The organism is Nocardia xishanensis NBRC 101358 (assembly GCF_001613365.1).
GTDB classification, from domain to species: Bacteria; Actinomycetota; Actinomycetes; order Mycobacteriales; family Mycobacteriaceae; genus Nocardia; species Nocardia xishanensis.
On record NZ_BDCF01000001.1, the window covers coordinates 470,751 to 490,365 of the forward strand.

21 protein-coding genes are annotated in these 19,615 nt (G+C 69.4%); 12 read left to right on the forward strand and 9 right to left on the reverse strand.

Annotated features, from left to right (window positions below):
* Positions 1–175: 175 nt before the first annotated feature.
* Positions 176–1,198, reverse strand: a complete 1,023-nt coding sequence (locus NX1_RS01910) for a polyprenyl synthetase family protein (protein WP_068052582.1) — start codon at positions 1,196–1,198, stop codon at positions 176–178.
* A gap of 187 nt (positions 1,199–1,385) precedes the next feature.
* Here NX1_RS01910 and NX1_RS01915 point away from each other — a divergent pair, with 187 nt between their 5' ends.
* Genes NX1_RS01915 through NX1_RS01925 form a run of 3 tightly spaced genes read left to right on the forward strand, consistent with a single transcriptional unit; the run spans position 1,386 to position 3,586 of the window.
* Positions 1,386–2,657 (forward strand): geranylgeranyl reductase family protein, encoded by a 1,272-nt coding sequence (locus NX1_RS01915; RefSeq protein ID WP_068052584.1) that lies wholly within the window; start codon positions 1,386–1,388, stop codon positions 2,655–2,657.
* 10 nt (positions 2,658–2,667) lie between these two features.
* The gene (locus tag NX1_RS01920) at positions 2,668–3,087 is read left to right on the forward strand and encodes a helix-turn-helix transcriptional regulator (protein ID WP_068052587.1); all 420 of its coding nucleotides are present in this window, start codon (positions 2,668–2,670) and stop codon (positions 3,085–3,087) included.
* A 55-nt stretch (positions 3,088–3,142) separates the two neighbouring features.
* A complete protein-coding gene (locus NX1_RS01925) occupies positions 3,143–3,586 on the forward strand; it encodes a VOC family protein (protein WP_068052590.1) in 444 nt (147 codons plus the stop codon).
* A 56-nt stretch (positions 3,587–3,642) separates the two neighbouring features.
* Here the strand turns inward: NX1_RS01925 and NX1_RS01930 are convergent, their stop codons facing one another.
* Complete coding sequence (locus NX1_RS01930; protein WP_068052594.1) at positions 3,643–4,149, reverse strand: DUF2505 domain-containing protein; 507 nt, start codon at positions 4,147–4,149, stop codon at positions 3,643–3,645.
* 40 nt (positions 4,150–4,189) lie between these two features.
* On the opposite strand from NX1_RS01930, the gene NX1_RS01935 reads away from it, so the two are divergent.
* Positions 4,190–4,663, forward strand: coding sequence for a DUF3592 domain-containing protein (locus NX1_RS01935; RefSeq protein ID WP_068052598.1), 474 nt, complete (start codon positions 4,190–4,192; stop codon positions 4,661–4,663).
* On the opposite strand, the gene NX1_RS01940 is transcribed toward NX1_RS01935, so the two are convergent.
* The gene (locus tag NX1_RS01940; RefSeq protein ID WP_068052909.1) at positions 4,641–5,006 is read right to left on the reverse strand and encodes a cupin domain-containing protein; all 366 of its coding nucleotides are present in this window, start codon (positions 5,004–5,006) and stop codon (positions 4,641–4,643) included. The two genes, NX1_RS01935 and NX1_RS01940, sit on opposite strands and share 23 nt — an antisense overlap.
* Before the next feature lie 86 nt (positions 5,007–5,092).
* On the opposite strand from NX1_RS01940, the gene NX1_RS01945 reads away from it, so the two are divergent.
* From NX1_RS01945 to NX1_RS01955, 3 genes are all read left to right on the forward strand, one after another.
* The gene (locus NX1_RS01945; protein ID WP_068052601.1) at positions 5,093–5,560 is read left to right on the forward strand and encodes a MarR family winged helix-turn-helix transcriptional regulator; all 468 of its coding nucleotides are present in this window, start codon (positions 5,093–5,095) and stop codon (positions 5,558–5,560) included.
* A 106-nt stretch (positions 5,561–5,666) separates the two neighbouring features.
* Positions 5,667–6,809 carry a glycosyltransferase family 4 protein gene (locus NX1_RS01950; protein WP_084500864.1) on the forward strand — a complete coding sequence of 381 codons (1,143 nt, stop codon included), beginning with the start codon at positions 5,667–5,669 and terminating at the stop codon, positions 6,807–6,809.
* 102 nt (positions 6,810–6,911) lie between these two features.
* Positions 6,912–7,616: a demethylmenaquinone methyltransferase gene (locus tag NX1_RS01955; RefSeq protein WP_084500800.1), complete on the forward strand. Its 705-nt coding sequence runs from the start codon at positions 6,912–6,914 to the stop codon at positions 7,614–7,616.
* Between the two features lie 19 nt (positions 7,617–7,635).
* Here the strand turns inward: NX1_RS01955 and NX1_RS01960 are convergent, their stop codons facing one another.
* Positions 7,636–8,145, reverse strand: coding sequence for an SgcJ/EcaC family oxidoreductase (locus NX1_RS01960; protein WP_068052609.1), 510 nt, complete (start codon positions 8,143–8,145; stop codon positions 7,636–7,638).
* A 61-nt stretch (positions 8,146–8,206) separates the two neighbouring features.
* Between NX1_RS01960 and NX1_RS01965 the strand changes: the two genes are divergently transcribed.
* Together NX1_RS01965 and NX1_RS01970 are read left to right on the forward strand one after the other, a co-directional pair.
* Positions 8,207–8,680: a MarR family winged helix-turn-helix transcriptional regulator gene (locus NX1_RS01965; protein WP_068052612.1), complete on the forward strand. Its 474-nt coding sequence runs from the start codon at positions 8,207–8,209 to the stop codon at positions 8,678–8,680.
* A 121-nt stretch (positions 8,681–8,801) separates the two neighbouring features.
* Positions 8,802–12,992 (forward strand): bifunctional nitrate reductase/sulfite reductase flavoprotein subunit alpha, encoded by a 4,191-nt coding sequence (locus NX1_RS01970; RefSeq protein ID WP_068052912.1) that lies wholly within the window; start codon positions 8,802–8,804, stop codon positions 12,990–12,992.
* Between the two features lie 41 nt (positions 12,993–13,033).
* Here the strand turns inward: NX1_RS01970 and NX1_RS01975 are convergent, their stop codons facing one another.
* Positions 13,034–14,068 carry an aldo/keto reductase gene (locus NX1_RS01975; protein ID WP_068052617.1) on the reverse strand — a complete coding sequence of 345 codons (1,035 nt, stop codon included), beginning with the start codon at positions 14,066–14,068 and terminating at the stop codon, positions 13,034–13,036.
* 108 nt (positions 14,069–14,176) lie between these two features.
* On the opposite strand from NX1_RS01975, the gene NX1_RS01980 reads away from it, so the two are divergent.
* Positions 14,177–14,803, forward strand: coding sequence for a TetR-like C-terminal domain-containing protein (locus NX1_RS01980; protein WP_068052620.1), 627 nt, complete (start codon positions 14,177–14,179; stop codon positions 14,801–14,803).
* Here NX1_RS01980 and NX1_RS01985 read toward each other — a convergent pair.
* Entirely contained in the window at positions 14,800–15,378 is a 579-nt protein-coding gene (locus NX1_RS01985) for a TIGR03086 family metal-binding protein (RefSeq protein WP_068052623.1), read from the reverse strand. The two genes, NX1_RS01980 and NX1_RS01985, sit on opposite strands and share 4 nt — an antisense overlap.
* Before the next feature lie 165 nt (positions 15,379–15,543).
* Between NX1_RS01985 and NX1_RS01990 the strand changes: the two genes are divergently transcribed.
* Positions 15,544–15,780, forward strand: coding sequence for a DUF8836 family protein (locus tag NX1_RS01990; protein ID WP_068052625.1), 237 nt, complete (start codon positions 15,544–15,546; stop codon positions 15,778–15,780).
* Positions 15,781–15,906: 126 nt separating this feature from the next.
* Entirely contained in the window at positions 15,907–16,152 is a 246-nt protein-coding gene (locus tag NX1_RS01995; protein ID WP_068052914.1) for an Rv3202a family protein, read from the forward strand.
* A 13-nt stretch (positions 16,153–16,165) separates the two neighbouring features.
* On the opposite strand, the gene menD is transcribed toward NX1_RS01995, so the two are convergent.
* The 3 genes from menD to NX1_RS02010 form a co-directional block, all read right to left on the reverse strand.
* The gene (menD, locus tag NX1_RS02000; RefSeq protein ID WP_068052627.1) at positions 16,166–17,806 is read right to left on the reverse strand and encodes a 2-succinyl-5-enolpyruvyl-6-hydroxy-3-cyclohexene-1-carboxylic-acid synthase; all 1,641 of its coding nucleotides are present in this window, start codon (positions 17,804–17,806) and stop codon (positions 16,166–16,168) included.
* A 540-nt stretch (positions 17,807–18,346) separates the two neighbouring features.
* Positions 18,347–18,793, reverse strand: coding sequence for a DUF6918 family protein (locus NX1_RS02005; RefSeq protein WP_068052630.1), 447 nt, complete (start codon positions 18,791–18,793; stop codon positions 18,347–18,349).
* 86 nt (positions 18,794–18,879) lie between these two features.
* Entirely contained in the window at positions 18,880–19,608 is a 729-nt protein-coding gene (locus tag NX1_RS02010; RefSeq protein ID WP_084500806.1) for a PaaI family thioesterase, read from the reverse strand.
* Positions 19,609–19,615 lie beyond the last annotated feature (7 nt).

Genomic DNA, 19,615 nt, shown 5'->3' on the forward strand with positions numbered 1-19,615 from the left:
CACTCCCCCGTTCGTCGAGTGCGTTACGCCAGATCAACGATCGGCGCCGGGGCCAAAGTTCCTGGACGAGGCGAAGGCGCCCGTACCGGCGCGTCCGCTCATACCCGCGCCTCGCCGACGCTCGGCTCCGGTATGCGCGATTCCCGCCGGCGAACGATTCGCTCGCTACGCTCGCTCAGCCGACGCGTTCGATGGTGTAGCGGACGAGCTGCTCGAGTGCGTCGTTGGCCGGGCCCGCGGGGAGCGCGGACAACTCGGCGTAAGCCAGGTCGGCGTAGCCCTGCAATTTCTCCTTGGCTAGCACCATGCCGCGCGAGCGGGCGAGCAGCGCCAGCGCCTCGTCGACTTCCTCGTCGGTCTCCAGCGGACGGGCCAGCAGCGCGCGCAGCCGGTCGCCCTCGGCTCCCTCGTCGCGCAGCGCGTACAGCACCGGCAAGGTGTGCACGCCTTCGCGCAGGTCGGTGCCGGGGGTCTTGCCGGACTGTTCGGAGGCCGAGGAGATGTCGATGATGTCGTCGGAGATCTGGAAGGCGGTGCCGACCGCGTCGCCGAGCCTGGCGAGCCGCTCGATGTGCTCGGGGGAGGCGCCGGAGAAGGTGCCGCCGAAGCGTCCGGCCGCGGCGATCAGCGAACCGGTCTTCTCCCACACGACGCGCAGGTAGTGCTCGACCGGGTCCTGCGATTCGCGCGCGCCGACGGTCTCGCGCATCTGGCCGGTGACCAGTTCGGCGAAGGTCTCGGCGATGATGCGGACCGCGTCGGGGCCGAGCGTCGAGGTGAGCCGGGAGGCGTGCGCGAACAGGTAGTCGCCCGCCAGGATCGCGACGTTGTTGCCCCAGCGCGAGTTCACGCTCGGTGCGCCGCGGCGCATCGGGGCCTCGTCCATCACGTCGTCGTGGTACAGCGTCGCCAGGTGCACGAGTTCGACTACGGTGCCCGCGGTGATCAGATCGGGATCGGTCGGGCGCGGGCCGAGCTGACCGGTGAGGATGGTGAACAGCGGCCGGAATCGCTTGCCGCCCGCCCGAGCCAGATGTAGCGCGGCGTCCTGCAGGAAGTCCTCGCCGTCGGAGAGCTCGGCGATCAGCAGCTTCTCGACCTCTTCCAGGCCGTTGCGCACGCTCGCCGCGAGCTCGGGGTCACCGAGTTCGACCCCGGCGACCACCGTGCTCTCATCACTAACAGCCGATGTGCTCATCTCATCTCCCAGCGCCGCGTCCGACCCCACGGTAGAGAACCTAGCGTGTCCGACCCGCGTGGCCCATGAACACCGTCACTATGCGGTGTATCAGACACTTTTCCATACGTCGGCTCGGCCGGACACGCCACCCGGCCCCGTGGTCCTGCGTCGACACCGATCCGGCTGTCCTGCAAGTATTGAGCGCATGGGTGCACCGGATGTCACAGCCGACGACCGCGCGGAGAACCCGCTGCCCGATCGCGCCGAGGTGCTCGTCGTCGGCGCTGGTCCGGCCGGTTCCGCCGCAGCCGCCTGGGCCGCGCGCGCGGGCCGTGACGTGCTGCTCACCGATGCCGCGGTCTTCCCGAGGGACAAGACCTGTGGCGACGGCCTGACACCGCGGGCGACCAAGGAGCTGGAGCACCTCGGGCTCGGCGAGTGGTTGCGCGCGCACACCGTCAACCACGGCCTTCGCATGACCGGCTTCGGCAGGGAAGCCCTGCTCAACTGGCCGGGCGGCTCCTTCCCCAGTTACGGAAGCGCCGTCGCGCGAACCGAACTGGACGACAAGCTGCGCGAGACGGCGGTGAAGTCCGGCGCAAGGGTGCTGGACGGCACGAAAGTGGTGGACATCACCAGGAACGGCGACCGGGTCACCGGTGTGACGGTGCAGACGGCGGAGGGCTCGCGCGAGATCGCCTGCGACATATTGATCGTCGCCGACGGCGTGCGCTCGCCGATCGGCAAACTGCTCGGCCGTACCTGGCATCGCCGCTTCGCGTACGGTACCGCGGCGCGCGCCTACATCAAGTCCGGCCGCAGCGACGACCAGTGGATCACCTCGCACCTCGAGTTGCGCGATGCCGACGGCCAGTTGGTGCCGGGCTACGGCTGGGTGTTCCCGCTGGGCAATGGTGAGGTCAACATCGGCGTCGGCTCGCTGGCCACAGAGCAGCGGCCATCCCACATCGCACTGAAACCGCTGCTGCGCCACTATGTCTCGCAGCGCTATCAGGAGTGGCAGTTCGAGGGCGAGCCGCGCGCGGTGGCTTCGGCGCTGCTGCCGATGGGCGGCGCGGTGTCGAACGTGGCAGGCCGCAACTGGGTGCTTGTCGGCGACGCCGCAGGCTGCGTGAACCCGCTCAACGGCGAGGGCATCGACTACGGCCTCGAAGGCGGGCACATGCTCGCCGAACTGCTGGACGCGCCCGATTTCACCGGGCTCTGGCCAGACGTGCTGCGCGCCCGCTACGGCCGCACCTTCTCGGTGGCCCGCCGGATCGCGGGCCTTGCCACGCATCCGCGCATGGTGCCCGCGGGCGGTCCGCCGGTGATGCGTTCGAAGTATTTGCAACGCACCGCGGTTCGCGTGATGGGCAATCTTGTCACCGACGAGGATCTGGATATGACAGCGCGCGCCTGGCGCTTGGCGGGCCGGGCGTCCATGCGCTACGACGACCTGCCGCCCTTCACCTGAGCGCGGGCAGATGGGCGAACCACGCGGATTGCCCGCGCTCTACCTGCTTCCGCACCTGCGCAAGGCGCGCGACCTCGCGGATCGGCACTACGCCGACCCGCTGAACCTCGACGAACTGGCCGCCGCCGCAGGGGTTTCCAAGTATCACTTCCTGCGCGCCTTCGCCGCGGTGTACGGCGTCACACCGGCCGCGTATCTGGCCGAGCGCCGCATCGAACGCGCCCAGGACCTGCTGCGCGCCACCAATCTGACGGTCACCGAGGTCTGCATGATGGTCGGCTACGCCAGTCTCGGTTCGTTCAGCTCCAAGTTCCGTCAGCTGGTCGGCGTCACTCCATCGGAGTACCAGGCGAAGTTCGCCGACGGCGCGCCGCGCATTCCCGGCTGCTACGTCTTCATGCACGGGTTGTCCGACCGCAAGCGCCCGTGACGACACCGCAATTTCGGAGAAGCGCCCGCGGCCGCACCGCTCATAGCCTGGGCATATGACGACGATTACGAATATTTCCCTGGTCACCGTGTACGTCACCGATCAGGACGAGGCCAAGCGGTGGTACATCGACAAGCTCGGGTTCGTGGAGACGGCCGATGTCACCATGGGCGAGAACGGGTTCCGGTGGGTGACCGTCGCGCACCCCGATCACCGGGAGCTGGAGGTCACGCTGATGATCCCCGGCCCGCCGCTCGACGAGAACATGGCCGAGGCGATCCGGCGCGCGCTGGCCAACGGCACGCACGGCGCGCTGGGGCTGCGGACGGAGAACTGCCAGAAGACCTTCGAGGAGCTCACCGCCAAGGGCGTCGATTTCGTCCAACCGCCTGCCGAGCGACCGTACGGCACCGAGGCGATCATCCGGGACAATTCCGGCAACTGGCTGGTGCTGGTGGAGAACAAGGAGTTCGATCCGAGGGACTTCGCCGGGCAGTGACGAGCCGGACGACATCGGGCGCCCCCGCACGGAGGCGCCCGATTCGACGGATCGGCTCAGGCTGTCGCCTGCGCGCCGAACCACTCCTCGAAGAACTTGCGCTCGCTGTTGAGCACGCGGTGGAACAGCTGCTCGGCCAGCGGCTCGATGGCCCCGCCGACCAGCGACACCTTCACCTCGACGGAGCCGACCACCTCGATCTGGCTGCCTTCGGCGGTCGGGCGTAGTACATAGGAGCCCGACATCCGGCTGGTGATCCCGGTGGTGGACGCCTCGAAGACGCCCTTGGCGATCTCGCCGTCCAACGCCTGCCAGTCGTCGGTGCGCGAGAGCACCAGTTCGTTCTTGAGTACCTTGCGGACGATCCCGGGAATCTTGTCCTGACGAGCCTTTTCGGTCATGTGGATGCGAATGGTGCCCGCGCCCCCCGGATGTGACAGCTCGAGTGTCGCGGTCTCCGCCCCGGTGAAGCGGGAGCGCCAGGCGTCGTCGGTGGTGAGTGCCCGGTGAAGATCTTCGACCGGGACGGTGTAGGGCACGGTGAAGCTGAATTTTCGGGACATGGGCGCACACGCTAGCCGAGTCCATCGGTAGCCTGTTGCGGTGTCGGAAACCTCCCAGTCCGTAAGGCGGGCCGTCCGCCTGCGGCGGGCGAGAATCGGCGTACTCACCGCCGCGACGGTCGTCAGCGTGCTCATGATCCTGTTGGTGTTCGCGGCTTGGCGCAACGACTACCTGATCAGTTCCGATCGTGGCGTGACCACCGGCGAGGTGCTCTCGGCGGGCAGGCTGCGCTCGGCGGTCATCTACGTCACACCCGACGGAGAAACGCACAATCCGAAGGTCGGCGTGCTGTATCCGACCAACCTGACCGCGGGCGAGCGCATCAATGTCGAGTACAGCCGCAGCGATCCCGATCTGGTCCGGGTAGCGGGCCGCGACGTCCGGGTCGCGATTCAGCCCGCCCTCTCGGTGATCGTGGTGGTGTGGGCGCTCGCCCTACCCGCGCTGTGGCTGATCGTCCGCGCGGGCAGGCGCGATGCGAGGCAACGGGTCACTGCGCCCACGGCGGGCTGAGCTTGCTGCCGTCGGCCATGGTGGCCTGGAATCCGGCGGCGATCGCGACGTGCGCGACGGCCGGTTCGTCGCCCGGGTTGGCGACCGAGATCGGCCCTCCCGCGGGCACGATGGCGACATCTCCCGGGGCGAGCAGCTGACCGCTGACCTCGAGCACTCCGGAGAGCACCAGGAAGATCTCGTCGCGGTCGAGTACGTGCGCGGCGTCGCTCTCGTGGTGCGGCGCGACGGTGAGACGCCAGGTACAGACGTCCGCCGAGCCACGGCTCGGTGCCGCCATGGCGCTGAACTCGACGCCGTGCAGCTCGAAACGTGGGACTTCGGCGGCCTTGATGACGTGCATGAACACTCCTGTGCGAGATAGGGCTGGTGAAGAGTCGAGAAATAGACAAGCCAGCTTGATCAAGCTGGCTTGTCTATCATGACGGTATGGCATCCACATCGCAAGACCCGGATTTGGGAATCCTGCTCGGCCTCGCCTGGGAGCAGTTCGTCATCGAATTGCGAACGACCTTGGCGGAGCAGGGTTTCGATGACCTCGGCCGTTCCGACGGCTATGTGTTCCGCTGCCTGGCGAACGGGCCGATGAACGTCAGCGAGCTGGCCGAACGGCTCGCGATCAGCAAGCAGGGCGCCGCGCAGATCATCGACGACATGCAGCGGCGCGGATACGTGGAACGCCGCCCCGATCCGGCCGACGGCCGCGCCAAACTCCTCTACCTCACCGAACGCGGCGAAGCCGCCCTCGCCGCCGCGCGGCGATTCCACCGGAACCGGGAGCAGCGCCTCGTGCGTGAATTCGGCGCGGACGCGGTGCATTCGCTGCGCGCGGTGCTGGGCGGCATCGCGACCGAACAGCGACTGGCCGACCCGCTGCTGCGGGCACTGCACATCTGACGCGCCGAGAGCACTGTCTGCGACAGCGCGAGGAGTTCGCCGGAACTTTCCGCACGCTTCATGTCCGCGTGGCTGCGGCGCGCGCTGCGCGGGTCACGCTGAGGTGGTGCGCGTAGCCATCGTTTCGGAGTCCTTCCTGCCGAACATGAACGGCGTCGTCAATTCGGTGCTCCGGATACTCGATCATCTGGACAAGCACGGCCACGAGGCGCTGGTGATCGCGCCCGACACACCGCGCGGCCTGCCCGCCGCCAGGGGCGCGCACGGTCGCTTCCCGGTACACCGGGTGCCCGCGGTGATGGTGCCCAAGGTCAGCTCGCTGCCGGTCGGGTTGCCGCAGCCCGGCATCACCGCGGCGATCGCCGAATTCGACGCCGACGTGGTGCATCTGGCCTCGCCGTTCCTGCTCGGCGCCGGCGGGCTCGGTGCGGCGCTGCGGTTGGATCTGCCGACCGTCGCGGTGTATCAGACCGATGTGGCCGGCTTCGCCAAGAGCTACGGACTCGGTCTGGCCAGCCGTGCGGCGTGGGCCTGGACCAAGCGCATCCACGAGGGCGCGACCCGCACGCTGGCGCCATCCCGCGCGGCCGCGGAAGACCTGGTCCTCCATGGCATTCCGCGCGTGCATCGGTGGGGCCGCGGCGTGGACATCGCGCGGTTCACCCCCTCGGCCCATCGCCCGGAGCTGCGCGGACGCTGGCTAGGCGGACACGAGCGACTCCTGGTCGGATTCGTGGGGCGACTTGCTCCGGAGAAGCACGTCGAGCGACTGGCCGTGCTGGCCGACGACCCCGGCATTCAGCTGGTGATCGTCGGCGACGGCCCGGAACGCGACCGGCTGGCCCGGCTCATGCCCAGCGCGGTGTTCACCGGCGAGCTGGGCGGCGACGAACTCGCGCAGGCGTACGCCAGCCTGGACGTGATGGTGCACGCGGGTGAGCACGAGACCTTCTGCCAGGGCGTGCAGGAGGCGCTGGCCTCCGGTGTCCCGGTCATCGGGCCGGACGCGGGCGGTCCGCGCGATCTCATCGCGCACTGCCGCAACGGATATCTGCTTCCGGTCGACCGTTTCACCGAACTGCTGCCGAGCGCCGTGGCCGCGTTGCGCGATCCGGCGCTGCGCACCCGTTTCGCAGGCGCCGCCCGCAAGTCCGTACTGCACCGAACCTGGCCTGCCGTGTGCGACGAGCTGATGGCGCACTACACCGACGTCACCGGCCGGGACTTCCGCCTTTCGAACACGGCATGAGCCTGGTCACCACCCGACGCGGCATGGCACGCGGCATCGAATATCGGCGCTGTGAGCGGTCGCACGCGGATCCGTAAGGGCCGGTCCCTTAAGGTCGTTGGCGTGGCGAATACGCATGCAGGTCGAGCCTCCCTGGACAAGCGGCCGGGCGAGGTCGCAGCAATGTTCGACGGGGTCGCGAAGCGGTACGACCTCACCAACACCGTCATCTCGGCGGGTCAGGACCGCTACTGGCGCTGGGCGACCCGCAAGGCGCTCGACCTCCGGCCCGGCGAGCGCGTGCTGGACCTGGCGGCGGGCACCGGCGTATCCACCTTGGAATTCGGCAAGTCGGGCGCCTGGTGCGTGGCGGCCGACTTCTCCAAGGGCATGCTCGCGGCGGGACGATTCCGCGGCGTGCCGATGGTCGCGGGCGATGCCATGGCGCTGCCCTTCGCCGACGATTCCTTCGACGCGGTGACCATCTCCTACGGCCTGCGCAATGTCGCCGATCCCGATCTGGCGCTGCGCGAGATGCTGCGCGTCACCAAACCGGGCGGGCGGCTCGTTGTCGCCGAGTTCTCGACGCCGATCGTGCCGGCGTTCCGCACCCTGTACATGGAGTACCTGATGAAGGCGCTGCCGCGGGTGGCGCGGGCGGTCAGCAGCAACCCCGACGCGTATGTGTATCTGGCGGAATCGATTCGGGCCTGGCCGAATCAGCGGCAGCTGGCCATGCGGATAGGCAAGGCGGGATGGTCGTCGGTCAGGTGGCGCAATCTCACCGGCGGGGTCGTCGCGCTGCACCGGGGCTACAAGCTCGGCTGACCACCGGCCCCTCAGACATTCAGACCGCGGCCGGGCGACGACCGAAACCGAGGCGGCGGGCGATGCGGGCCATCAGTTGCGACATCCGCGAGGGGAAGGAATTCGGGGTGGGGACGGTGACCGGGCGGACGCGCCCGTTGTGGATGGCGGCGATGCGCCAGCCGTCCGAAGTGCGCATCACCACGACGGTCTGGCGGGAGAGCCTGCGCTTCGGCAGCCGGGAACGCCACGGCATCAGCACCGACGCGGTGCCGTGCAGCACCGCGACGTCGGGCGTGAGGTAGCGGATCGATTCGAGGTCGCCCACCAACGCGGAACCCGCGAGCACGCCGCGGAACAGCAGGTCGTGATTGTGGTGATGCTCGGCGCGGCCGATGGCGCGGGTGCCGTCGTAGGAGACGTAGTCGGAGTCCTCGGTGAACAGCGCGCCGAAGGTGGCGGCGTCGTTGTCGGTCCAGGCTCGCATGAAGCGCTGGAACAGGTCCCGGATCAGGGTGTCGTCGTCGGTGCGATCGAGTGTGTGGTTCATGGCGCGGCGCTCCCGTGGTAATATTTTGACTATCGAATAATAAGATAGCAGAAAGGTTCGAATGTCGAAAGATGAGAGGATCGACGCGGTCGGCGAGCAACTGCGGCTGCTACAGCGCAGTTTCGACACGTTCGACGAGGCCGCCGCCGCTCGCCTCGGCCTCAACCGCACGGACCTGCGCTGCCTGGACATCGCGCTCGGTCGCGGACCGCTGCCCGCGGGTGAACTGAGCGCCGAGCTGAAGCTCAGTCCTGGCGCCACCACGACGGTCATCGACCGGCTGCAACGCGCGGGGTTCGTCACCCGCACCCAGGACCCGGCCAGCCGCCGCAGGGTGCTCGTCGAGGCCACCGCTGCCGCACGCGCCGCCGCGGCCGACATCTTCGTCCCGGTCGGCATCGCGGGCGCGCGGGCGCTGCGCCGCTACAGCGCCGACCAGCTCGACCTCATCCTCGACTTCCTCGGGACCGCACTCGCCGTCCACCGCGCCGAGACCGAAAGACTGACGGCCGAAACCGCCGAGCAACCGCACTGATCTGCGACGACGTGACCGACACCACAGCTCACAGCCGCGATTGTTGGCTGTGAGGAGAATTGTCACCTGGCGATAACGTTCGGTAAATCCGGCGCAATCGGGGTTCCGGATGATCGGTGACATGTCGGACGCAGCCAACAGCCCCGCGCCGGGCGTCGCCAGAACGGCGTGCTCGTACTGCGGCGTGGGTTGCGGCATCACGGTCGAGACCAAGCGGGGCGCCGGGGGTTCACCGGTGATCGCCAAGGTCAGCGGCGACAAACTGCATCCGTCGAACGCCGGCAGGCTCTGCACCAAGGGCGCCACCCACGCGGAACTGATGCAGACGCCGGGACGGATGACGACCGCGTACCGGCGTCCCGAGCGTGGGCAGGAACCGACGCCGGTCACCGTGGACGCCGCGGTGCGCGAGGCGGCCGATCGGTTGCGCGCCATTCTCGACGAGCACGGGTCCGACGCCATCGCGCTGTACGTCTCCGGGCAGATGTCGCTCGAGGCGCAGTACCTGGCCACCAAACTGGCCAAGGGCTACCTGCGGACCGTGCACATCGAGGCCAACTCGCGACTGTGCATGGCCAGTGCGGGCACCGGCTACAAACAGTCGCTCGGCGCCGACGGCCCGCCCGGCTCCTACGACGATTTCGAGCACGCCGACCTGTTCTTCGTCATCGGCGCGAACATGGCCGACTGTCATCCGATCCTCTACCTGCGCATGGCCGATCGGCTGAAGGCGGGCGCCAAGCTGATCGTCGCCGACCCCCGCCGCACCGACACCGCCGTGCGCGCCGACCTGTACCTCCAGCTGCGCCCCGGCACCGACCTCGCGCTGCTCAACGGCCTGCTGCACCTGCTCGTCGCGAACGGCGACATCGACGAGGAGTTCATTGCCGAGCACACCGAGGGCTGGGACGCCATGCCCGAATTCCTCGCCGACTACCCGCCGGACCGGGTCGCCGAGATCACCGGCCTCGCCGAACAGGACATTCGCACCGCGGCGCGCTGGATCGGCGAGGCGGGCGAGTGGATGACGCTGTGGACGATGGGACTCAACCAGTCCACCCACGGCACCTGGAACACCAACGCGATCTGCAACCTGCACCTGGCCACCGGCGCCATCTGCCGCCCCGGCAGCGGTCCCTTCTCGCTGACCGGTCAGCCCAACGCCATGGGCGGTCGCGAGATGGGATACATGGGCCCCGGCCTGCCCGGTCAGCGCTCGCTGCTCTCCCCCGCCGACCGCGGCTTCGTGGAGACGGCGTGGGGTGTGGAACCCGGCACGATTCGCACCGAGGCGGGGCCTGGCACGATCGAGATGTTCCGCGGCATGGCCGACGGCGAGATCAAGGCGGCGTGGATCATCTGCACCAATCCCGTTGCCTCCGTGGCCAACCGGAAGACGGTGATCGCGGGTCTCGAGGCCGCCGAGCTGGTGATCGCCCAGGACGCCTACACCGACACCGCCACCAACTCCTACGCCGACCTGCTGTTGCCCGCCACGCTCTGGGCCGAGGCCGATGCGGTGATGGTGAACTCCGAACGCAATGTCACCCTGTTGCAGCGCTCGGTCGACCCGGTCGGCGACGCGCGGCCGGACTGGCTGCTGATCGCGCAGGTGGCCACGGCCATGGGCTTCCCCGGCTTCGAATACGCGTCCAGCGCCGAGGTTTTCGCCGAGATCCAAGGCTTCGCCAATACGGCGACGGGCTACGACCTGCGCGGCATGAGCTACGACGCGCTGCGCGACGGCCCGATGCAGTGGCCGTGCGCCGAACCCGGCAAGCGCCGCAACCCGATCCGCTACCTGAACGACGGCGTCAGCCAGGATCTCTTCGTCGACGAGGAAGGTCACCGCCCGCGGCTTGCCTTCGCCACCGCGAGCCGCCGCGCGATGTTCTGGCCGCGCCCGCACATGCCGCCGGAGGAAATGCCCGACGACGACTACCCGTTCGTGCTGAACACCGGTCGCCTGCAACATCAGTGGCACACCATGACCAAGACCGGCAAGATCGCCAAGCTCACCAAGCTGACCGGGCAGCCTTTCCTCGAGGTGCATCCGGCGGACGCCGAGCGGCTCGGCGTCCGCGCGGGTGATCAACTCGAAATCGCCTCCCGCCGCGGCCGAGCCGTGCTGCCGGTGCAGATCAGCGACCGGGTGCGCCCCGGCGACTGCTTCGCGCCATTCCACTGGAACGACGAACAGGGTGAGTATCTGACCATCAACGCCGTCACCAACGACGCCGTCGATCCGGCCTCGCTGCAACCCGAGTTCAAGCAGTGCGCCGTCTCACTGCGCCGCGTCGCGCCGATGAAGCAGGCCGAAACACCGGTCGCCGAACCGGTTTCCGCGTCGCAGGGGGGCGCGCATCCGCTCGCGGTGATGCTCGGGCTCGACAGCGGCGTCGCGCCGACGCTCACCGACACCGAGCAGATCTACCTCAGTGGGTATCTGGCCGCGCTGCACTCGCTGCCGGTGATCGGCCAACCGGTGCTGCCGGAGACCGCGCCGCTGTCCACCCGCGGCAGGCTCTGGATCGACGGACTGCTCGCGGGCATGTACTCACGCGGCGCGCTGACCCCCGAGACACCGGCGCCCATGGCGGCGGAGCGGCCGGTCACGGTGTTGTGGGCCTCGCAGACCGGCAACGCCGAGGAGTTCGCCGCGGCGGCGGCCGAGCGCCTGGCCGAATCCGGCTTCGCGCCGCGGCTTTTCGAGATGGACTCCTGTGATCTCGGCGCGCTGACCGGCGACGCCCTGTTCATCAGCAGCACCTTCGGCGATGGCGGTCCGCCGGACAACGGCGCGGACTTCTGGACCAGGCTCGCCGACAGCGCGACCCGGCTGACCGGCCTGCGCTACGCCGTCCTCGCGCTCGGCGACTCCTCCTACGACGACTTCTGCGGCCACGGCCGCAAGCTGGACGAGAAGCTGGCCGAGCGCGGCGCCACCCGGCTGCTGCCGCGGGTGGACTGCGAACCCGACTACGAGGAGCCGGCGAGCCGCTGGCTGGACGCGGTGCTCGGCGCGTTCGGCGGCGAGGACGACGGCGAGGGCCCGGCTCCGGACGGCGGTTCCGGTCCGCGCCCGCCGGTCCGCGCCGCGAGTTCCGGCGGCACCATGCTGCTGACCAGGCCCGAGGCTCCGGCTCCCGCGCGTTCCCTGCGCGCCGCGCCCGCGCGGTTCACCCGTAACGCGCCGGTGGCCGCACCGCTCGTGCGCAACGAACAGCTCTCGCGCGCCGGATCGCCGAAGGAGGTGCGTCAGTTCGGTTTCGATCTACGCGGCCTCGACGCCGGCTACGAAGTGGGCGATTCACTCGGTGTATGGCCGTCGAACTGTCCTTCGCTGGTCGAGGAGTGGCTCACCGCCACCGGCCTGGACGGACGGCGCATCATCGAGGTGGACGACCTGGATATGCCGCTGACCGAGGCGCTGCGCACCAGATACGACATCACCAAGGTCAGCCCCGACCTGCTCGGCTTCATCGGCGAGCGCAACCCGAGCAACCAGCTCGCCAAGCTGCTGCGCAGGGACAACCGCAACGAGCTGGACAGCTATCTCTGGGATCGCCAGGCCGTCGACGTGCTACGCGACTTCCCGGTGCGGGCCGACCTGGTGGAATGGCTCGGCGCGCTGAAAAAGCTTCAGCCGCGCCAGTATTCGATCTCGTCGAGTCCGCTGGTCAGCCCGGACGAGGTGCAGCTGACGGTCGGCGTCGTCCGCTACGGCGAACCAAGCGGCGCCGGCGCCCGGCGCGGCGGGGTCTGCTCCACCTTCCTCGCCGACCGGGTGCCGAGCGAGTCCGCCGACGCCACCGTGCCGATCTTCCTTCAGCGCGCACCGCATTTCCGGCCGCCGCTCGATCCGACGGCGCCGATGATCATGGTCGGTCCCGGCACCGGCATCGCCCCGTTCCGCGGCTTCCTGCACGAGAGAAGGGCGCTCGGCGCGACGGGCCGCAACTGGTTGTTCTTCGGCGAACAGCATGCGGCGCAGAACTTCTACTACCGCGCGGAACTGGAGGACATGTTCCGCACCGGTTTCCTGACCCGTCTCGACCTGGCGTTCTCCCGCGACCAGCGGGAGCGGATCTACGTGCAACACCGGATGATCGAGCACGGCGCCGAGCTGTGGTCCTGGCTGCGCGACGGCGCCCACTTCTACGTGTGCGGCGACGCGGCGCGCATGGCCAAGGACGTGGACGACACGCTGCTCGCCATCGCCCGCATCCACGGCAAGCTGGACGAGGACGGCGCGCTGGCGTTCCGCAAGCAGCTCGTCGCCGAGAAGCGTTACGTGCGCGACGTCTACTGATCCGCTGCTGGGCGGCCCGCCCGGCGGCGGGCCGAATCCCGCTACACCGCAGGTGGATCGAGCCGGGCGAAGTCCGGCAGGCGGTAGTACGGGTAGTAGGGGTACGGCGGGGTGGCGGCGCTGGCCTTGTCCAGGCGGGCGACCTGCTCGGGCTCCAGCCGCCAGCCGACGGCGCCGAGGTTCTGGCGCAGTTGTTCCTCGTTGCGCGCGCCGACGATGACCGTCGCCACGGTGGGGCGCGTGAGCAGCCAGTTGAGCGCGATCTGCGGCACGGTCTTGCCGGTCTCGGCGGCGATCTCGTCCAGCACGTCGACCACGTCGTAGAGCAGCTCGTCGTCGACGGGAGGACCGGCCTCCGCGGTCTGGTGCAGCCTGCTGCCCGCGGGAAGCGGTTGGCCGCGCCGGATCTTGCCGGTGAGCCTGCCCCAGCCGAGCGGGCTCCACACCACCGCGCCGACGCCCTGATCCAGGCCGAGCGGCATCAGCTCCCACTCGTAGTCGCGGCCGACCAGCGAGTAGTACACCTGGTGCGCGACATAGCGGGTCAGGCCGTTGCGATCTGCGGCCGCAAGGGATTTCATCAGCTGCCAGCCCGCGAAGTTGGAGGCGCCGAGGTAGCGGATCTTGCCCGCTCGCACCAGGTCGTCGAGCGCGGCGAGCGTCTCGTCGACCGGGGTGTGCGCGTCGAAGGCGTGCAGCTGGAATAGGTCGATGTGGTCGACGCCGAGGCGGCGCAGCGAGCCCTCCACCGCGCCGACGAGCCGGCCGCGGCCCGAACCCGCGTCGTTGGGCCCCGGTCCGGTCGGCAGGCCCGCCTTGGTGGACAGCAGCAGCCGATCCCGCCTGCCCTCGATCGCCGCGCCGAGCACTTCCTCCGAGGCGCCGTCGGAGTAGACGTCGGCCGTGTCGAACATCGTGACTCCTGCGTCCAGGCTGATGTCGATCAGCCGCCGCGCCTGCGCGGCGTCGGTGTCGCCCCACGCGCCGAACAGTTCGCCGCGTCCGCCGAAGGTGCCCGCGCCGAAGCTCAGCGCCGGGACGAGCAGACCCGATGCGCCCAGCCGCCGGTACTCCATGTGCGTGTCATCGGTATTCACCGGACGGCCCTCCTAAAGGGTCTATAGTTCCGTTAATGCCTCCGAACGGTACACCCCGTTCGGCGCAAATGGAACTGGAGTCCTGTTATGCCGTTCGAAGAACCCGCTCCCGGATCGGTTCGCCCAGGTGGGCGCACCGCGCGCATCCGCGAGGCCGTCCTGCGCACAGCGGGCGACCTACTCGCCGAACGAGGGTTCGCGACACTGGATCTCGCGGAGGTCGCGGCCGCGGCCGGGGTCGGCAAGACCACCGTCTACCGGCGCTGGGGCACCCCGGCCGGGCTCGTCGCCGATCTGCTCGCCGATATGGCCGAGCAGTCGCTGCCGCGCGCCGACACCGGCTCGCTGCGCGGCGATCTCACCGCCAACGCGCGTCTGGTCGCGAAGACGCTGACCGATCCGCGCCAAAGCCGCCTCTTTCAAGCCGTGATCGCCGCGGCCACCGGCGACCCGATCACCGCGGCGGCGCTGCGCCGTTTCTACGACGTCCGCCTCAACGAGTGGGCGCCGTGCGTCGAGGACGCGATCGCGCGCGGCGAGGCGCCCGAGGGCACCGATCCGCGCGCGGTCCTCTCGGCGGTCTCGGCTCCGCTCTACTACCGCCTGCTCGCCAGCGGCGATCCCATCGACGAAGCAGCTGCGGGCGTCGCCGTCCGAGCCGCCATGGACGCCGTCGCCGCGGGCACTTTCGTCACCGGCCTGGCCGAAGGCTAGGGCGTCCAGCTCGGCGTGCGGCCGGTGAGGCCGATCACGCGATCGAGCAGGGGTGCGTCGGCGGGGACCTCGACCACCGGGCCGAAGAGTCCCGGCGTGCCGGTCGTCGGCGTTTCGCGGAGGAAGTCGAACAGGATCGCCGCGTGCGATTCGGCGCAGGTGAACGGCTGACCGGTGGCCCGCGCCAGGTCCCAGCCGTGCACGACGACCTCGTCCAGCGCGATCACGGCCATCACGAGCGCGGCCTCCGTGACGCCACCCGCCTCGGTCTCGCCTTCCCACGCGCCCGGCTCGCGCCAGGCGGCCACCAACTCCTTCAGCTGGGCCTGAATTCGGGTGCGCCAATCCTCGGGCAGCTTCGAGTCCCGCCCGACGGCGGGCGGGGTGCTGCGGCCGACGGATTCCTTGGTCGCCGCCTGCCGGAACGCCTCGGTCAGCGCGAGCACGTGATCGAGCAGCGCGGCGACGGTGCTGCCTTCGCATGGCGTCGGGGTGTGCAGCTGGTCGTCGGAGATGCCCGCTACCACGGTCTCCAATGCGGTAGCGGCGGGCTCGAAATCGAACGTGGGTGTCATCGGGTCTCCTGCCGGATGCGAGTTGTCTGCGTGAGTTGAGACGGTGCGGTGACGCGGAATTCATCGGTTCGCACCGCTGCCCGGGGCCGCCCCGAACGGGCGGCCCGGCTCCTCCGCGATCAACTCGTAACGGCGAAAAGCACTGGAAAAGAGGAGAATTGGTGGATGAAGGGTGATCGAGTGGAGATCGTCGTCGATGTCGGTGACGGCTCCCGCAATTACGAAATCGCCGCGACACGGGCGGGGCGGCGGGTCGAGGTGCGCATCGCGCGCGGAGTGGTCGAAGTCAGCGAGGTGACGCGGACCGGGGTCGCGGTCCGTACGGCGCGGTTCATGGCCGGACGCACGCTGGCGCTGGTCGAGCATCCGGCGAACGGGGGCGTGGCCGTCGAGGGGGAATGAAGCCATACGGCGCGGACGGTTGCCGGAAGCTCACGCTCGGAGCATTCTCGACACTGCCGGACTGTTGTCCGCTTCCCTGATTGGGTATACCCGATGCGGGAGAGCACCAGCGGAGAGGAGCACACGATGATCGATCGCAGCACCCCGCGTACGTTGGACGACGCCCCGGAGGCCGATCGCGTGGAGCAATCCACGCCCGCCTACCAGGTGGACGACGCCGATACCGACGACCGGGCCGCCGCGGAAACCGGCGTCGAACGCGCGGCGCGTCCCGCGGTCGATCGCGACATCTGGGACGCGAACGAAGCCGACCTCATCGAGCAGTCCATCCCCGTGCCGATCGACGACGAGGATCGCGACGAGGCCGAATAGTCCGTCGAAGGGCTCAGGTCGCGATCTTGGCCCGCACCGCGGCGTGCAGCTCGCGCAGGCTGGACCGTTCCGTCGCCACCTCCAGCACCCGCAGACCGTGCGCGTGCCCGGCCAGTTCGGCCGCCAGCTGTTCCGGGTCCACCTGCCGGTGCGGAACGCGGTACGCGGCGCACAGCGCGGCCAGGTCCATGCCGTGCGGCGTGCCGAAGACGCGTTCGAAGACGCCCGCGTACTGCGGGTCGCCCTGTTCGAGTAGCTCGAAGATGCCGCCGCCGTCGTCGTTGGCGACCACGATCGTCAGGTCGACCGGCCGCGGCTCGCCGGGCCCGATCAGCAGTCCCGACGCGTCGTGCAGGAATGTCAGATCGCCGATCAGCGCGACGGTGCGGCCGCCGTGCGCCACGGCCGCGCCGACGGCCGTCGACACCGTTCCGTCGATGCCTGCCACGCCGCGGTTCGACAGCACCTTGATGCCGGGGCGCGGATGCGAGACCAGAGCCGCGTCGCGCACCGGATTGGACGCGCCGAGCAGGAGCTGATCGCCCTCGCGCAGCGCGTCCATCACGACCGCGGCCACGTGCAGGCCGGTCGGCTTCGGGTGGCCGGCGAGCGCGGCGCGCACCACCTGTTCGGCGTTGTCGCTCACCTCGCGGCAATGCGCGAGCCACTCCGCGCTCGGCGCGCCGATGGTGATCGCGCGGGTGCCGGTACCGACGACATTGCCCGACACATCGGGCCAGCGCGGACCGGTCGTCAGCGCGAACACGGTGACGGATGGATCGGAGAGCACCTTGGACACCTGCCGGTGCAGGGTCGGGCGACCGGTGATGATGGCCTGCTTCGGTTTCAGCAACGGCAGCGCTAGCGGGTGCAGCGCCGGGCCGTGCATGGGCGCGGTCGGCTCCGCGACGGTCGGCAACTCGGCCAACTCGGGGCGCAGACCGGCGCCGTGCCCGGAGATCACCACGGTGTCCGGGGTCAGATCGATGTCGAGCGGCACGTCCAGCGTCGCGTACTGCGTCGCCGTCCAGGGCTGCCCGTCCGTGCGTCCTTCTGGGCCCGCGGCCGCCTCCGGGTCCGGCACCAGCGGCTCGCGCAGCGGAATGTCGAAATGGACCGGGCCCGCGTTGCCCGAACGCGTCCCGCGGGCCGCGGCGAGCACCCGGCACACCGCCGAGCGCCACACGCTGTTCTGCTGCCCGTACGGACCGCTGCCGTTGCCGCTGTGGTCTACCTCGGCAAGCCCGAGACTGATGGTGGCACGCACCTGGCTACCGAACAGGCCCAGCTGCTCGACGGTCTGATTGGCGCCGGTGCCCAGCATCTCGTAAGGCCGATTGGCGCTCAGCACGATCAGCGGGACCCGCGCGTAGTTCGCCTCCAGCACCGCGGGGCCGAGATTCGCGACCGCGGTACCCGAGGTCATCACCACCGGAACCGGATTGTTGCCCGCGATCGCCAGACCGATGGCGAGAAAACCCGCGGTTCGTTCGTCGATGCGCATGTGCAGCCGCAACCGACCGGCCGCGTCGGCGGCCTGGAGCGCGAAGGCGAGCGGAGCGTTCCGCGAACCGGGACACAACACCACATCGCGGACACCCCCGCGCACAAGTTCGTCGACGACTACTCGAGCCTGAGCGGTAGACGGGTTCACGGCTCCAGCCTCTCAGACAGTCCGCGCGCCGTCTCCGTCACCCTGGTCACAGTGTTGCTGGCGCGCCGGGGCGCGCGGGTTCGCGGCCCCGTGTGTCTCGCTTCTGAGCGGCCGATTCTCGCGACTTCGTCGCATGCGTCTCGGCCGCTCAGAAGCGAGACGGCCGCGAACGGGCTCGTAAGACTCGCCCTCGGGGTGGCCGAGAGGGCGGGATCGAACGTCCGGAACTCGGTGCACGCTCGGGCCTGCTGCCGGAGCGCGGCCCTCGGCTTCGGCGAGTCTCGGTCGCACACAATGCCTGGGGTTCGCACGGCCAGAAGCGAGACGGCCGCGAACGGGCTAAGACTCGCCTTGTGGGTGGCTGGGAGGCCGGGATCGAGCGGTCGATTTTCTGTCCGCGCCTGGCTTGGCCGCGCGGAGAGGGCACGGCTGATCAGCGGGTTGCGTCGCCGTGCGGTGGACGCGCGGTGGACCCCCGAAACGCACAGTCGCACGCCGAGCCCGGGCGGCCGGGGCTCGGCGTGCGACTGCGGTGTGCGATCAGTTCGCGTGGCGCTGCACCAGGTCGCCGAGGCGCGGGAGGGCCTCGATGACGTTCTTCTTGGCCGAGGAGCGCATCGAGGAGTACACCTTCTGCAGCGCGGGACGGCTGGAGGCATTGGCGCGGGCGTCGGTCACCTGGAGGAGCGCCTCGGCGACCTCGTCGGACTTGGACACGAGCAGGTCGGCGAACTGGCCCGAGCCCGCGGCCTTGTACTCCTGCCAGAACGGCTCCAGCTGCTCGACCAGCTTGGGCGCCAAGGACTCCAGCGCGTCCGGCACGATGGACGGGCTGATCTTCTTCACCGCAGCGTAGCCGCCCTTGACCGCAAGGCCGGACGCCCCGCCCTTATCCGACACCTCGGCGTCGAGAACCTCCTTGGCATCGGCAAGGAAGGCCGAGCGCTTCGCGTCGTCGAGCAGGGATTCAGACAGTGCTGCAACCACTTTCAGGTTCCTCCGGAATAGATGTCGATGAACGAGCGCACGCCACTATACGCACTGGTGCGCGCCGTCACACGAGCTAGTTCCGCTCACGGCTGCCACGGCAGCAACTGCACCATCAACCCTTCACAAGCTGCCAGCAAATCGCCCTGCTCATCGCGCAATTCGGCGGTGATGAAGGTCTTGCGGCCCTCGACGCGGTCGACGCGCCCGCACACCGTCAGCGCCCGTTCCAGCGGTGTGATCTTGCGGTAGTTCACGTGCAGGTAAGCCGTCCGGCTGATCGGCCTGCCCGCGTAATGCACGATCATCCCGAGCAGATCGTCGAACAGCAGCGGGAGCACGCCGCCGTGCGCCGCGCCGTTGCCGCCGAGATGGAAACGGCGGAACTCGCCCGTCATGGTGATGCCGTCCGGTCCGGCCGAAAGCACCCGCCACGGCAGCAGCAACAGGCTGCCGCGCCCGGGCAATTCCACCGCCCGGCCCGCCGGGCCCTGCAATTCCGGTGCGCGATAGGGCTCGAGCAGCTCGATGAGTTCGCGTGCCTGCGCCAACGCTTCGCCGAACACCTCGTCGGGCGCGTCGACCGAGACCGCCAGATCCTGCAACGTGCGCATGGCTTCCACGAAAGGCCCGAAATTCGAACCGATCCGGGCGCGGGCTACCTTCGGGAATCCGCCGTGCCGCTCGTATCGGCTCTCGTCCACCGCGCTGCGATCGATACGCGGACGGGTCGCCGTCCCCTGGGAACGCGGCGCACCCGATTCCGCGGGCGCCTCCGCGGCCGAATCTGGAACAGGTTTCACACGCTCACTCATACCTGCA

Excerpts from the sequence above, each read along its gene's own strand:
- NX1_RS01910 (WP_068052582.1), bottom strand. The coding sequence starts at position 1,198 with ATGAGCACATCGGCTGTTAGTGATGAGAGCACGGTGGTCGCCGGGGTC.
- NX1_RS01915 (WP_068052584.1), top strand. The coding sequence starts at position 1,386 with ATGGGTGCACCGGATGTCACAGCCGACGACCGCGCGGAGAACCCGCTG.
- NX1_RS01920 (WP_068052587.1), top strand. The coding sequence starts at position 2,668 with ATGGGCGAACCACGCGGATTGCCCGCGCTCTACCTGCTTCCGCACCTG.
- NX1_RS01925 (WP_068052590.1), top strand. The coding sequence starts at position 3,143 with ATGACGACGATTACGAATATTTCCCTGGTCACCGTGTACGTCACCGAT.
- NX1_RS01930 (WP_068052594.1), bottom strand. The coding sequence starts at position 4,149 with ATGTCCCGAAAATTCAGCTTCACCGTGCCCTACACCGTCCCGGTCGAA.
- NX1_RS01940 (WP_068052909.1), bottom strand. The coding sequence starts at position 5,006 with ATGCACGTCATCAAGGCCGCCGAAGTCCCACGTTTCGAGCTGCACGGC.
- NX1_RS01945 (WP_068052601.1), top strand. The coding sequence starts at position 5,093 with ATGGCATCCACATCGCAAGACCCGGATTTGGGAATCCTGCTCGGCCTC.
- NX1_RS01960 (WP_068052609.1), bottom strand. The coding sequence starts at position 8,145 with ATGAACCACACACTCGATCGCACCGACGACGACACCCTGATCCGGGAC.
- NX1_RS01965 (WP_068052612.1), top strand. The coding sequence starts at position 8,207 with ATGTCGAAAGATGAGAGGATCGACGCGGTCGGCGAGCAACTGCGGCTG.
- NX1_RS01970 (WP_068052912.1), top strand. The coding sequence starts at position 8,802 with ATGTCGGACGCAGCCAACAGCCCCGCGCCGGGCGTCGCCAGAACGGCG.
- NX1_RS01975 (WP_068052617.1), bottom strand. The coding sequence starts at position 14,068 with ATGGAGTACCGGCGGCTGGGCGCATCGGGTCTGCTCGTCCCGGCGCTG.
- NX1_RS01980 (WP_068052620.1), top strand. The coding sequence starts at position 14,177 with ATGCCGTTCGAAGAACCCGCTCCCGGATCGGTTCGCCCAGGTGGGCGC.
- NX1_RS01985 (WP_068052623.1), bottom strand. The coding sequence starts at position 15,378 with ATGACACCCACGTTCGATTTCGAGCCCGCCGCTACCGCATTGGAGACC.
- NX1_RS01990 (WP_068052625.1), top strand. The coding sequence starts at position 15,544 with ATGAAGGGTGATCGAGTGGAGATCGTCGTCGATGTCGGTGACGGCTCC.
- NX1_RS01995 (WP_068052914.1), top strand. The coding sequence starts at position 15,907 with ATGATCGATCGCAGCACCCCGCGTACGTTGGACGACGCCCCGGAGGCC.
- NX1_RS02010 (WP_084500806.1), bottom strand. The coding sequence starts at position 19,608 with ATGAGTGAGCGTGTGAAACCTGTTCCAGATTCGGCCGCGGAGGCGCCC.